14 protein-coding genes are annotated in these 14,091 nt (G+C 36.6%); 12 read left to right on the top strand and 2 right to left on the bottom strand.

Annotation, left to right across the window (positions count from 1 at the left end; all coding sequences use genetic code 11):
- Positions 1-111 precede the first annotated feature (111 nt).
- Together AKG34_RS14055 and AKG34_RS14050 are read left to right on the top strand one after the other, a co-directional pair.
- Positions 112-312, top strand: coding sequence for a hypothetical protein (locus AKG34_RS14055; RefSeq protein WP_152952290.1), 201 nt, complete (start codon positions 112-114; stop codon positions 310-312).
- Positions 313-642: 330 nt separating this feature from the next.
- Positions 643-1,080: a VOC family protein gene (locus tag AKG34_RS14050; RefSeq protein ID WP_053346646.1), complete on the top strand. Its 438-nt coding sequence runs from the start codon at positions 643-645 to the stop codon at positions 1,078-1,080.
- 406 nt (positions 1,081-1,486) lie between these two features.
- Here AKG34_RS14050 and AKG34_RS14045 read toward each other — a convergent pair whose 3' ends face one another.
- The gene (locus tag AKG34_RS14045; RefSeq protein ID WP_083450792.1) at positions 1,487-2,212 is read right to left on the bottom strand and encodes a DGQHR domain-containing protein; all 726 of its coding nucleotides are present in this window, start codon (positions 2,210-2,212) and stop codon (positions 1,487-1,489) included.
- A 145-nt stretch (positions 2,213-2,357) separates the two neighbouring features.
- On the opposite strand from AKG34_RS14045, the gene AKG34_RS14040 reads away from it, so the two are divergent.
- From AKG34_RS14040 to AKG34_RS14025, 4 genes are all read left to right on the top strand, one after another.
- Positions 2,358-4,532, top strand: a complete 2,175-nt coding sequence (locus tag AKG34_RS14040; RefSeq protein ID WP_053346644.1) for a DNA topoisomerase III — start codon at positions 2,358-2,360, stop codon at positions 4,530-4,532.
- 102 nt (positions 4,533-4,634) lie between these two features.
- Positions 4,635-5,063 (top strand): transcriptional regulator MntR, encoded by a 429-nt coding sequence (mntR, locus tag AKG34_RS14035; RefSeq protein ID WP_053346643.1) that lies wholly within the window; start codon positions 4,635-4,637, stop codon positions 5,061-5,063.
- Between the two features lie 314 nt (positions 5,064-5,377).
- Entirely contained in the window at positions 5,378-6,073 is a 696-nt protein-coding gene (locus AKG34_RS14030) for a class I SAM-dependent methyltransferase (RefSeq protein ID WP_053346642.1), read from the top strand.
- Complete coding sequence (locus AKG34_RS14025; RefSeq protein WP_053346641.1) at positions 6,073-6,768, top strand: AIM24 family protein; 696 nt, start codon at positions 6,073-6,075, stop codon at positions 6,766-6,768. The genes AKG34_RS14030 and AKG34_RS14025 overlap by 1 nt, the downstream gene beginning before the upstream one ends.
- Before the next feature lie 174 nt (positions 6,769-6,942).
- Here the strand turns inward: AKG34_RS14025 and metA are convergent, their stop codons facing one another.
- On the bottom strand, positions 6,943-7,851 hold the full coding sequence (gene metA, locus AKG34_RS14020; RefSeq protein WP_053346640.1) for a homoserine O-acetyltransferase MetA: 909 nt from the start codon (positions 7,849-7,851) through the stop codon (positions 6,943-6,945).
- Positions 7,852-8,032: 181 nt separating this feature from the next.
- On the opposite strand from metA, the gene AKG34_RS14015 reads away from it, so the two are divergent.
- The 6 genes from AKG34_RS14015 to AKG34_RS13985 all read left to right on the top strand — a co-directional run bounded on the left by AKG34_RS14015 (position 8,033) and on the right by AKG34_RS13985 (position 13,983).
- The gene (locus AKG34_RS14015) at positions 8,033-8,572 is read left to right on the top strand and encodes a hypothetical protein (protein ID WP_053346639.1); all 540 of its coding nucleotides are present in this window, start codon (positions 8,033-8,035) and stop codon (positions 8,570-8,572) included.
- 80 nt (positions 8,573-8,652) lie between these two features.
- Positions 8,653-9,129, top strand: a complete 477-nt coding sequence (locus AKG34_RS14010) for a glutathione peroxidase (protein ID WP_053346638.1) — start codon at positions 8,653-8,655, stop codon at positions 9,127-9,129.
- A gap of 173 nt (positions 9,130-9,302) precedes the next feature.
- Positions 9,303-10,148, top strand: coding sequence for a DegV family protein (locus AKG34_RS14000; protein WP_053346636.1), 846 nt, complete (start codon positions 9,303-9,305; stop codon positions 10,146-10,148).
- Positions 10,149-10,198: 50 nt separating this feature from the next.
- Positions 10,199-10,843: an HD domain-containing protein gene (locus AKG34_RS13995; protein WP_053346635.1), complete on the top strand. Its 645-nt coding sequence runs from the start codon at positions 10,199-10,201 to the stop codon at positions 10,841-10,843.
- A complete protein-coding gene (locus AKG34_RS13990) occupies positions 10,840-12,717 on the top strand; it encodes an ABC-F family ATP-binding cassette domain-containing protein (protein WP_053346634.1) in 1,878 nt (625 codons plus the stop codon). Before AKG34_RS13995 ends, AKG34_RS13990 begins: the two co-directional genes overlap by 4 nt.
- A 129-nt stretch (positions 12,718-12,846) precedes the next feature.
- On the top strand, positions 12,847-13,983 hold the full coding sequence (locus AKG34_RS13985; protein ID WP_053346633.1) for a conserved virulence factor C family protein: 1,137 nt from the start codon (positions 12,847-12,849) through the stop codon (positions 13,981-13,983).
- The last annotated feature ends 108 nt before the right edge of the window (positions 13,984-14,091 follow it).

Below are 14,091 nucleotides of genomic sequence, written 5' to 3'. Positions count from 1 at the left end.
GGTTATGAAACGAATAAGTGAGCATTCGAGAGCTATAGCTATCATACTGAGGGAGTTCAAGAAAGATAACAAAAAATATTAGTGAATATGTTTGGCGTGAAAGGAAAAGTAATGGATAAGGTAAAACTTTATTTAAAATATCGAAAGAAATCATTTCTTTTAAATACTGCACTTTTTATTGCAGGTTTCATTGTTGTTATCTTTATATTTGGATCTCCGAAGTATTATGTTGTCCCCATTTTATCAATGATAACGGCTTATGGTTTTTTAGAGTTTGTAGAATATAAACGTTGGAAAAAAGAAAATTATTGAGTTTAGCATCCTCAACTAACAGGTGCTTTAGTTCATTAACAGGGGTTGCTGCGTCAGCCTTTTTCTTGCACTAACGGGGCAGTATTGTTCAATAATCAAAGGGAAACATTGAGAAAAAATAGGTGGAAAGTATATGAATAATTATCCCCAATTGACACCGTTAGGGAAATGAGGAAGGAGTTTAAAAATAATTTAATACAAAATTAGTGAAATGATTCTTTTCTTCACTGGCAATGCTGGTATCTTATTATTATATTAATCGTCCCTTTGTTAATACTAGAATTTGAAACAGGATATTGCAAAATAACAGGAACATAGGAGGTATGAAATTTGAAGATCCAAAGAATAGATCATGTGGGTGTAATCGTAAATGATCTCTCTGCCGCTAAAGAGTTTTTTCTCGATTTTGGACTTGAGGTGAAAGGGGAATGGGAAATGGAAGGAGAGTTGATGGGATATGCAGTTGGGCTTAATGACGTTAAAGTAGCGTGTGTAGGATTGGGAATGCCAGACGTTCAGACATGGATAGAGCTAATCAAATTTTATACGCCGTCAGATGAAAAAGATATTCAGCAAACCTTTGCAAATACACTGGGTATCCGACATATTGCATTTACTGTTGAAGATATTGAAGCTGTTGTTGCCAAATTGAAAAAGAAGGGTACGGAAATCTTTAGTGAGATACAGCAATATGAAGAAAGTTATAAATTATGCTACGTTCGTGGTCCAGAGGGAATTATTTTGGAGTTGGCTGAGGAAATCAAATAAGTAATATTAATTAAAATGAAAGTACGACTCTTTGTTACTTTCTATTTTTTTAGTTTGTGAAGAAATGTACTTAAACTAACGGGTGCGTTAGTTCTATAATAATCACTAAAAAAATAATCAAACTATTTTATAAAAATTGTAAACTAAATCACTAGAAAAGAACCCTTTTTGATCAATCTCTTTTCAAAATGGATTGTATTTATTTACGTTAATATGAGGATTCAGGAGGACCTTGTGATCAATCTTTATTTCAAAGCTACAGTTGATTCTTTTTTACAGATGCTTTAGCACAATACATACATGAACTGAGCTGGAAAGTTCCCTACAAAGAATAAGGAATAAGAATGGCCGAAAATCAATTTGATTTTTCGGCCATTTTAATATTTGAAAATGGGGAATTCAAGAATTATTTTTCTACAGATGCTATGATGTCTTCAGCTAAGAGTTTAGAACCACTAGCACCTTTTAGATATTTCAATGTTCCTTCACTAGACCAATCAAATATCTTTATACTGCTCATTCTTTTATTTACTTCTTTAATGTTTAACTGGTTAGAAACAAAATTATAATTTGAAGGATAATTTCCTATAGCAAAAGCATTTAAACAGACTATATGAGTTAGTCTATATTGCTTATAATCACTCCATTCAACAGGTAACAACTCTTTTATACAATTAAAATAAGTAAGAGTTATATTAAGTATTTTTTCCTTAGGTAATTCGGCTATCTTTGTATTTTTAATTAATAACAAAAGAAAGTTATATACATTTTGTAAAGTAATATGCTTTTCTTTAGTTCTTTTGCCAATGAACGTTCCTTTATTATACAAGGGGCTGTTAGGGTCAATAATTAGCTGTGTTGCAATCCAACTAAGATTATCACTTTCTCTTTTTAAAAATCTACTTAACGAAGTACCTATACCTTTAGCTTTTGTATTAATAATATCAAAAAATTTAATTTCCTCATCTTCATCTAACCAATGGAAGGCAAGAAAAGGAACATGTAACATTGAATTTGTTGTTTTTGTATATAGCTCAATTCCTCCTAATCTATGTTGTCCATCCATTAATGAAGCTTTTTTTTTGCATTGTATTCTGCCTAAATTTGGACGAGTCTTATCATATGTATGAATATCCCATTTTCCACCGGCGTTAAGTAATTATTTTATACCGTTACAGGAGCAGTTCGGTAAAGACTAACTCAAATCTAGCCGATATATATATTTAAGGTATAATAATAAAGAAAGATATTTTTTTACGGATTAGGTGACGAAAATTATGAAGCTAATCATTGCGGAGAAACCAGATCAAGGTTCAACGTTAGCAGCTCAATTTAAAACGAAGAAACAGCAAGGCTATATAGAAGTTTTGCCGAATGAACTATTTCCGGATGGTGCTTATGTAACATGGGCAGTCGGGCATTTATGTCAACTAGTTTCACCGGAAACGTATCATTCAAAATGGAAAAAATGGTCGATTGATACATTGCCGATGATTCCTGAGAAGTTCCAATATGAAGTGACTCGACAAAAGGCAAAGCAATTCAATGTTGTGAAAACTTTGCTTAGGAAGTCGGATGTGGATGAAATTATTCATGCTGGCGATGCCGGTCGTGAAGGAGAATTGATTGTACGCAATATCGTCAATCTATGCAGCGTCAAAAAACCGATGAAACGTTTATGGATTTCCTCTTTGACTCCGAAGGCTATTTATGAAGGATTCCAAAATCTGATTAGCGAAGAAAAAACAAGGCCACTTTATCATGAAGCATATACGAGAGCTTGTGCAGACTGGGTTGTTGGTATGAATGCTTCCAGAGCTTATAGCATTTTATTGAAACAAAGAGGGGTGTCGGATGTATTTTCAGCTGGCAGGGTTCAGACGCCTACCCTCGCTTTGATAGTAAAAAGGGAAATGGAAATTGAACAGTTCAAATCTGAACCGTTTTGGGAAGTATTTGCTGACTTCAAGATGGATGGAAATAAATATCAAGGAAAGTGGCAGCAGAACAACGATCCGAGGATTAAATCAAAAGAACTGGCTGAAAAAATTGCCGCCTTTTGCAAGGGTAAAGAAGCTGAAATTGCAGAAATGGATACAGAAAGAAAAGAATTTCAGCCACCTTTATTATTTAATCTATCTTCTTTACAGGCAACCGTGAATAAGATTTATAAATATTCACCGAAAAAGACGCTGGATATTGTTCAAAGTTTATATCAAAAAGGGATTGTTTCTTACCCGCGTTCTGACTCCAATTATGTTACAGAGGGGGAAGCCGAGACATTTCCCGATATTTTGCAAAAAATAAGCAGGTTTTCAGAGTATGAATCCCTGTTTCCGTTGCCTCAATCAAGCATCATAAATAATAAACGGTTTGTAAATGAAAAAAAAGTGACTGATCACTATGCAATTATCCCAACTGAGCAGGTCACAGACCCAAAGCGCCTTTCCGCTGAAGAACGCAATATCTATGACTTGGTGGTACGCCGTCTGATTGCGGCTCATTATGAGAAGGCGATTTTCGATTATACAACAATTAAAACGCTTGTCGATAAGCGGGCCGAGTTCATTTCGAAAGGCAAGCAGCAAATCCAAGAGGGATGGCGCAAGGTGATTTTTCAAAATGATAAGGATGATGACGATATCATTTTGCCCCCCGTCAAAAAAGGGGATTGTGGACAGGTAGCCAGTGTAAAAGTGAAAGAAGGAAAAACCCAGCCTCCCAAGCGCTATACAGAGGGTCAGTTGATTACATTGATGAAAACTGCCGGAAAACATCTGGATAATGAAGAGCTAGAAAAGGTTTTGATGAAAACAGAAGGACTTGGAACTGAAGCTACTCGTGCAGGCATTATAACTATGCTGAAAGACCGTAAATATATTGATGTTAAAAAAAATCAGGTATTTGCGACAGATAAAGGGAAAGTACTGATTACTGCCATCGGAGAAAAAATTCTGGCTTCACCTGAAATGACGGCTAAATGGGAACAGCGCTTAAGGGAAATCGGGGAAGGAAAGGCTTCCGCTGGTGAATTTATGGAAGCTGTTAAGAAGATGTCGGCTAAAATTATCAGTGATGCAGTTGAATCATCGGAAAACTGGGATTTCCAAGGACTGGATACTGAATCAATTCAACGGAGCGGTTCTAAAAAAAGAAATACTGCATCTGTAGGCAGCTGCAAGTTATGCGGTTCGAAGATTGTCGATAAAGGTGAATTTTATGGATGTGTGAGTTATCAGAAAACCAAGTGTAACTTCACTATCTCCAAAAAAATCCTGAATAAAAAGATCAGTCAAGCAAATATAAAAAAGCTGTTGGCAAGCGGCGAAACGGATTTAATAAGTGGCTTTAAAAAAGGAGAAAAGACCTTTGACGCAATTTTATCTTGGTCCGATTCTGAAAAGAAGATTAGTTTTACATTTCCAACAGAACAAGCCGTCAAGCAAACTTAATAATAAACTTCTTTAAAAGACGTCCTGAGACGATATCTTCTTGTTTCGGGGTCGTTTATATAGTAAAATTTTTAGATATGCGTTTGAATGGGAGGATTCCGAATGCCTACACCGAGCATGGAGGATTACATAGAACAAATTTATTTACTTATTGAAGAAAAAGGATATGCCAGGGTTTCCGATATTGCAGAAAATCTTTCCGTCCATCCCTCTTCAGTTACAAAAATGGTTCAAAAACTAGATCATGAAAAATATTTAATATATGAAAAGTACCGTGGTCTCGTTTTGACTGCAAATGGGAAAAAAGTGGGTAAAAGGCTCGTATACCGACATGAACTATTAGAACAGATGCTAAGATTGATTGGGGTCAAAGAAGAAAATATCTATCAGGATGTTGAAGGTATCGAACATCACCTTAGTTGGAATGCTATCGATCGGATTGGAGATCTTGTCGAATTCTTTGAGGAATCTCCTAGTCGTGTCGAGGATTTAAGAAATATACAAAAAAGAAACGAAGAGAACTCAAAATAAGCTGCCACTGGCAGTTTTTTTTTTGACTTTTATAAATTAAATACTTATAAACCAGTCAGCTATTATTGTACGGAATAAACAATCTAACTAGTTATAAAACAAATGATGTTCAATAAGTGGATAATAGGAAAAGGTAAAAAAGGGATTTTTAGAGTCAGAGCAGAATAGCTATAAATAGGCCACAGCAGTCACGGTTAGAGATGGGTTTTTCTATACTAGGTAATGTAATAAAAAAGTTAAGAAACAAGTTATTTCTTTAACAATTCTATGTGTTCATATGAAACAAAGATATAAATGGAATGGGGGAATGCCGGATGGATTTACATACTTGGCATAAAGAATCGGAAAAGAAATGGGATGACTTTGCTTCTAAGTGGGTGGAGAATTCGCAAGAAATGTGGGAAACAGGAAGTCGAAAAAATATAATCCCGTTTTTTTCTCAATATGTGCCTACGGGAAATAAGGTAGCTGATATAGGCTGTGGAGATGGAGTTGGTTCTCTTAAACTTGCTGAAGCGGGTTATGAAGTAACTGGAATTGATCTTTCTAACGTCATGATTGAATTTGCAATGGAAAAGACCGTACATCAGCCTAAACTTTCGTTTATTCAAGGTGATTTTTATCGTCTTCCATTTAAGGACGAAGAAATGGATGCGGCATTGGTAATTAATTCTCTTGAATACACAGGTGAACCATTAACTGTGGTGAATGAAATTCACCGTATAATAAAGCCTGGCGGCTATGCCTGTTTTGGAATACTTGGTCCGACTGCGGAACCACGTAAAAAGTTTAGTTTCCAACGTTTATTAGGCGACAAAGTGATCATGAACACGATGCAGCCGTGGGAGTTTGAGAAAATAGCAGTGGAAAGCGGATGGAAAGCAGTCGCTGATACCGGCGTCGCCAAGAGAGGGGTAGACTTTACAAAACTAGGTCACTTTTCAAAGGATTTAAAGCAAGCCGTATCTTTTATGTGGTTGTTTCTCCTTCAAAAAGAGGGTAATCAGTGATGGAAAAGTATCAAATCAATCAATTCGTCGAAAAAACGAAACAGCAGGATAAGGGGCAAGGTTTGTTTGAACTTGAAACGGAAAGAATTTTGGAAATAAATCTTGAACAACAAATCTGGGCGAAAATGGGGACAATGATTTCTTATCGGGGCAATATAAAATTCGAACGAGAAGGAATATTAGAACACGGATTTGGCAAACTCTTTAAAAAGGCCTTTACAGGTGAGGGTGCATCTTTGATGAAAGCGACTGGAAGTGGAAAGTTGTATGTGGCAGATCAAGGGAAGAAGATTTCCATCTTACATTTGAATGGTGAATCAATTAGTGTAAACGGCAACGATTTACTCGCCTTTGAGCCGAGCATACAATGGGATATTAAAATGATGCGGCGTATTGCCGGTTTGCTAGCGGGGGGATTGTTCAATGTTAGACTTGAAGGGAAAGGGATGGTGGCATTCACTTCTCATTATGAACCTCTCACATTAATGGTAGAAAGGGGGAACCCAGTCTATACGGATCCAAATGCAACCGTCGCTTGGTCTGGAGACCTAAAACCTGAGTTTGTAACCGATGTGTCATTAAAGTCGTTTTTTGGAAGAGGAAGTGGGGAATCGGTTCAGATGAAATTTGAAGGACAGGGATTTGTCGTAGTCCAACCTTTTGAAGAGGTGTATTTTGGTAATAAAGAGTCTTGATAAAAAAACACCACAAACAAATATAAAAATTTTTTAAGCTAGAATTCCAGAAAAACTTCAAAATGAAAAAACCTGAGTCAAGAACTCAGGTTTTTTCTTCCATACTAGATTCAGTAGGTTTCCCCGAAAAAAAGTACTTCACTTAATGAGAGAGTTTCTTTTTTTCTTTCCCTTTCAATCCCACTCATAAGGGGTCAATTGGTAGACATAATAATTCAGCCAGTTGGAGAACATGAGGCTACAGTGACTTTTCCAGCGGTGAAGCGGTACTTTAGTTGGGTCGTTGTCAGGATAGTAGTTTTCAGGGAGCTGTGTATCAATTCCACGTTCCCTATCACGTTTATACTCTTCACCGAGTGTTTCGGCATCATACTCGAAATGACCTGTAACCATTATTCTTCTTCCATCAACAGAGGCGGCAATCAATACTCCGGCCTGATCGGACTGAGCTAAAATCTTCAATTCTGGATGATTAACTAATTTTTGATAGTCAATGTCAGTATGGCGAGAATGAGGCGCCATAAAATTGTCATCGAAGCCACGGACTAGATTTTCATTTGGTTCGAGTACTTCATGCTTATAAATGCCAAAGCACTTCTCAGGTAGTTCGTATTTGCTTATTCCATAATGATGGTAAAGCGCTGCTTGAGCTCCCCAACAGATATGTAGTGTAGATGTGACGTTTTCTGCTGACCAGTTCATAATATCTTGTAGTTCTTCCCAATAATTAACATCTATGAATTCCAATTTTTCAACTGGAGCTCCTGTGATAATCAAGCCATCATATTTTTTAGAACGGATTTCATCAAATGATTTATAAAATTGATCTAAATGAAATTTACTTGTGTTTTTCGATTCATGTGTGCTTAAGCGTAGAAATGATATGTTTACCTGAATAGGAGTATTGCCAAGAAAGCGTAGCAGTTGAGCCTCTGTTTTTACTTTCTCAGGCATAAGGTTTAAAATCAATATATTTAATGGGCGAATTTCTTGCCTGGTTGCCCTTTCCTCATCCATGACAAAGATATTTTCCTGTTCTAAAATTTCCTTAGCTGGCAGTTTTTCAGGTATTCTGATTGGCATAATTAGCCTCCTTCTTCAAAAATCATAATATTTTAATTATATAGAAAATTTCCAAATAGAAAAGCTATTTTAATAATTTCTTGTAAATCCTCTAACGAAATCTCGAGAATGGTAAAATGGGGAGGAGATATATACATAGTTCTTTTTGAAAAACTTAAGAGGTTGGAGAGGTGTATGGAGATTGTTTGATCCCACAGCATTTGAGAATATGAAAGTAGTATTAGAAGGGGCAGTTTATGATCGTGACTTTATTGGAGATATATTGGTCATAACCCGTGATGATATTGTTAATCTCTCAACAATGTCAAGAACATATAAGATCGAGATGGAATTGAAGGAACCTTTCGCACCTATTTCTGTTGTTGGTGGCATTGAGTTACATGCTTCACTCGAGAATTTAAGCTCAGAGTTACTCGAATTCAATAGTAATGAAACATATGCTGGATGTACGGTTGATATATTCATTTCATTTCAGGAAAAACTTGGGGTAGGAGAAGTTGAAGATATCTTTATTGAGCTGGAGAAAATTTGGGGGAAGCAAAGAATCATTACTGTGACGACCTCCGAAACGATCAGTAAAATAGATCGGCCAGTAAATTCTTCTACGTTTAAAGTTTCATTTGGTAGGCTTGTAAAAGAAGAGCAAATGGAAGATTTGGAAGATATGGTAGAGTATTTGATCCAATCTCTAAAAGTAGCCAAGGGGATAGAGAAAAATTAAAAAGAAAGAATATTAAAGTTGGAAAAGTGATCTTTAAATACGGTAAAATGACAGCATCATACTTTAGGGAGAGATCATACATGTCCATTTATGAATTTGAAGTGAAAAAAATCAATGGCGAGACCGTTTCGCTTGAGGAATACAAAGGGAAAGTAATGATTATTGTAAATACCGCAAGTAAATGCGGTTTTTCGCCACAGTATGATGATTTGCAAAGCTTATATGTACAATATAAAGAAGATGGTTTAGTCATCCTTGGTTTTCCATGTAATCAATTTCTTAACCAGGAGCCTGGTGATGACCTGGAAATCGATTCTTACTGTAAATTGAATCATGGCGTAACTTTCCCGATGTTTGCAAAAGTGAATGTTAATGGGAAGGATGCACATCCATTATTTAGTTATATTACCGAAAATGCGCCTGGAGTGATGGGTTCAAAATCGATAAAATGGAATTTTACCAAATTCCTGATTGACCGCGAAGGAAATATTGTCAGTCGATATGCGCCTCGAACAAAACCATTGGAAATAGAAGACGATTTAAAAGAATTATTATAAAAAATGAAAAATGAGTTCATCAGAAGAAGTTTTCCTGGTGAGCTCTTTTTCTGTAACGTTAATATGTTTTTTGCTTTTGTTCGAAATATACCAAATACACGATTTCAAGAGGGGAAAGATGAGGAAAAAGTTGAATATAATAAAGAACAACTATTTTACTCAGGAGGTAAACTATGGAACGAATTGCATGGGTAACGGACAGTACAGGATTATTAGATGAAGAATTATCACTAAATGAACATGTATATGTAGTTCCGATGATTGTCATCATTGATGGCAAGGAATATGAAGATGGTATCGACCTTTCATCTGAGGAATTATATCGCAGGATGAATGAAGAAAAGATAAACCCGACTACTTCCCAGCCGTCTGTGGGGAGATTTTATGAGTTATATAAGATGCTTGAAAAACGCTATGATAGAGTCATTTCCGTTCATCTTTCCAGTAAACTGAGCGGTACAGTTTCGGCTAGCCAGCAGGCCGCACAGATGGTTACGATACCTGTAGATGTTTTTGATTCATTACTAATTTCTTTTCCGATGCTATTAATACTGAAACGGCTCATGTATTATGTTGAAAATGGTCACTCAATTGATGAAGCTTTCGTTAAAACAAGAAAATATGCAGATAGCCATGAAACCTATGTGTTAATAGGTTCTTTAGATCAGCTGTACCGCAGTGGTAGGTTAACAAATGCCCAATATTTTCTCGGAAGTCTATTAAGTTTTAAACCCATCATTTCAATTGAAGATGGTTTGCTTCATACTAAATCGAAACCTCGAAACCTAAAAAAAGCGGAAAAACAAATTTTTAGCGATTTTCGCAAATCATTTGCAACAGGAAAAGTGAAAGAATGCACTATATTATATGGAGTGCTGTCGGAGCAGACCCAGAATTGGAAAGCAATGATTTCTGAAGAATTTCCTAATGTAAAGACGCATGTATCTCCACTCGGCAGTGCGATAGGGGTGCATACCGGTGAACAAACGATTGGAATCAGTTGGTTCAATGAAGATTAAGGCACATTAATAAGAACCATGGTAAAATAGAATGGACTTGGAGTGGTGAAATGAAACAAACTATAATTGAACTTACGGAAAAGTATGTATATAACCAATTGAATTCTGATGCCAGTGGTCATGATTGGTTCCATATCGATCGCGTTCGAAAGCTGGCTTTACATATTGCAAGAGAAGAAAAAAAAGGAAATGAATTTATCATTGAATTGGCGGCTCTCCTTCATGATATTCCGGATGATAAATTAAATCAGAATGTCGATGCAGGTTGGAGAAAGTTGGATGACTGGTTTAGGGAAATTAACTTGGATGTAGAAACTGTTAAGGATATTAAACAGATTATCACCACAATTTCTTATAGTTCTGGACACGTACAACTTCCTTCTATTGAGGCGGAAATTGTTCAGGATGCGGACCGTTTGGATGCGATTGGTGCCATTGGGATTGCCAGGACATTTGCATATGGCGGAAAAAAGGGGCAACCAATGTATGATCCGTCACTTATTGTACGTGAGAAGATGACAAAACAGGAATATCGGATGGGTAAAAGCTCTTCCGTTCATCACTTCTATGAAAAATTATTACGGTTACAAGACATGCTTAACACCTGTACAGCTAAGAAGATTGCAAGTGAAAGGCATGAGTATATGGTTAGCTTTTTAGAGGAATTTTACAAGGAATGGGATGTACGATTATGAAAGTTTATAGCATGGAACATGTAATGAAAACACAAGGGGAAAAGCTATTATTTAAAGATGTTTCTTTTTCCATTACCGAAGGCGAAAAGATTGGGATCGTTGGTATAAACGGAACTGGAAAATCCACACTTTTGAATATTATTGCAGGTTTAGAAGATAGTGATTTGGGAACGAAGGATCATCCAAATGATTACACGATTTCCTATTTATCTCAAGATCCTTATTTTGATGAAAAATTAACGATTATGGAGTATATGTATGAAAGTTCAACTCCAGTATTTTCGTTAATTAAGGAATATGAAAAAACACTCATTCAGCTGCAATTAGATCCACAGAATAGCACAACTCAAGACCGGTTGTTAAAGCAACAACAGGAAATGGATGCCCTTAGTGCCTGGGATACAAGTGCGAATGCACGAACTATATTGACAAAGCTTGGTCTTCCAGATCATTCAAGGAAATTGGGTGAACTGTCAGGTGGCCAAAAAAAACGTGCCGCTCTGGCAAAGACTTTGATTGAAACTCCTGATCTGCTTATTTTGGATGAACCTACGAATCATCTTGATTTTGAAAGCATTACCTGGCTCGAAGAATATTTGGCTAAATATCAGAAGTCCGTTTTATTTGTGACCCATGATCGTTATTTTCTTGATCGGGTTTCCAATAAAATTTGGGAAATCGCACAGTCACAGCTATTCGAATATAAAGGAAACTATGCTGACTATTTAGAATCAAGAGCTATTCGGGAAGAAAACGAATCGACCGAACGAACGAAAAAGGAAAGTTTATTTAAAAAAGAATTAGCCTGGATTCGTAAAGGTGCAAAGGCACGTACCACTAAACAAAAGGCACGGATTCAACGTTTTGAAACATTAGAAACGGGTGTGAAAGATAAGCAAAAAACTGAAAGTCTTGAGATGGAATTAAGTGGTGCCCGCCTTGGGAAAAAAGTTCTGGAGATGCAAGATATTTCTAAATCTTTTGGTGATCAGTCTATCATCAAACACTTTTCCTTCCTATTCAAACCAGGTGACCGCATTGGAATCGTAGGTAATAATGGCAGCGGAAAGTCTACGTTATTGAACATTTTGGCTGGGCGAGAACCGATAGATGAAGGAAATCTTGAAATAGGACAAACAGTGAAAATTGGTTATTATACTCAAGAAAGCGTTGATATGGATGAGAATCTTCGCATGATAGAATATATCCGGGAAACAGCTGATTCAATCGCTCTTAAAGATGGCAGTTTTATTTCTGCTGCACAGATGCTTGAGAGATTTTTATTCCCAATGGGTTCTCATGGTACCCCAATACGCAAGCTGTCCGGAGGAGAAAAAAGACGTTTGTATCTGCTTAACATCTTAATGGGAGCACCTAATGTCCTGCTTTTGGATGAACCGACGAATGACTTGGACACGCAAACTTTGACAGTTCTCGAGGACTATTTAGAAACGTTTTCAGGTGTAGTTATTACCGTATCACATGATCGTTATTTTCTTGATAAAACCTGTCATCAGCTCCTTGTCTTCAAAAATAAAGGTGAAATTGATTTTTATTACGGCAACTATTCAGAGTTCTTAGAGGAAAAAACAGTAGAGATCGTTCTTGAAAAAAAGCCAGAGCCTCAGATAAACCGCACAGAAAAGAAAAAGAAAAAACTAACCTATGCGGAAAGTAAGGAATGGGAAGAAATCGAAGGTAACATGGAACATGTCGAGCAGCGTCTGACAGACATCACAACAGAAATGTCAGCAGCGGGGAGCGACTTTGAAAAAGTTCGTCTGCTTCTTGAAGAGGAAAAAGAACTAACAGATAAATTAGAGAATATGATGGAAAGATGGACGTATTTAGCGGAAAAATTAGAAGAGGGATAAGTGAGAGACTGGTTCAGGGGAAGTATGCTTGGTCCAGTCTTTTTTTGTCTATCTCAATTGCATGAGAATCTGTGGCCATTGTGATAAAATCTAGTACATGGGTACGTCTTGTAAAAGGAGAGAAAAGTATTGAAAATAAAATCAATAGAACCTACACCAAGTCCAAATACAATGAAAATTAATCTAACAGAAGAGCTCTTAGCAGGTAAAAGTAATAATTATAAAAAAAATCAAGCCGATCAAGCACCTCAGCTTATTAAAGATTTATTTACGATTGAAGGGGTGAAAGGCGTATATCATGTTGCCGACTTTTTAGCCGTTGAGCGTAATGCGAAATATGATTGGAAAGATATCTTGGTCCAAATTCGTCAAGTGTTTGGTGAGAAAACGGAAGAACAAAATCAACAAACGGTAATAAATGAACATTATGGTGAAGTAACAGTTGCTATTCAACAATTCAAAGGAATTCCGATGCAAATTAAAGCAAGTGATAGCCAACATGAAAAACGCTTTGCTTTACCAGAATATTTTATTAAAGGTATTGCTGCTGCTCAAAAAGAAGACGATAATGTAGTCTTGCTCCGAAAATGGAAGGATTATGGTATCCGTTACGGGGATATGGATGATATCGTGAAAGAAGTAGCGGATGAGTTGGTTGCCGCTTTTCCCGAAGAACGAATTAACCAGCTAGTAGCTGCTGCTCAAGAAACCGTTGATAAAAAAGAGGCATTCGTGAAACGTCCCAAAATAAAACTAACCGCAGAAATGTTGAATGATGAAAATTGGGAAAAACGTTATCAAGCGTTAGAACAAATGGAAGATCCAACGGTTGAAGAGATTCCAGTATTGGATATAGCCTTGTCTGATAGTAAAGTCTCTATTCGTCGACTTGCTGTTGTTTACTTAGGTATGATCGAGGATACAAAAGTACTTCCGAGCTTGTACAAAGCATTGAAAGATTCAAGTGTGGCAGTAAGACGAACAGCGGGTGACTGTTTATCTGATCTAGGTTTTGAAGAAGCAATGGGAGAAATGTCGCAATCCTTATCAGATAAAAATAAACTAGTAAGGTGGAGGGCTGCGATGTTCTTATATGAAGTGGGAAATGAAACAGTCCTACCCTATTTAAAACAAGCTGAACAGGACCCAGAGTTCGAAGTGGCTCTACAGGTTAAAATGGCTATTGACCGAATAGAAAACGGAGAAGAAGCAAAGGGTTCAGTTTGGAAGCAAATGACAGAATCAAGGCAAACAAATGACAAGTGACTTTGATTAAAAATCGTTTTATCAACAAATCATACAAATTGCATGTTTCTATTTTGTAGGCAAAAGGTATTCGGATGGACTTAATTCCGGATGCCTTTTGTTATTTTT

This window comes from Peribacillus butanolivorans, assembly GCF_001273755.1.
Taxonomy (GTDB): Bacteria; Bacillota; Bacilli; order Bacillales; family DSM-1321; genus Peribacillus; species Peribacillus butanolivorans.
This window is presented reverse-complemented; position numbering and strand designations above follow the sequence as displayed.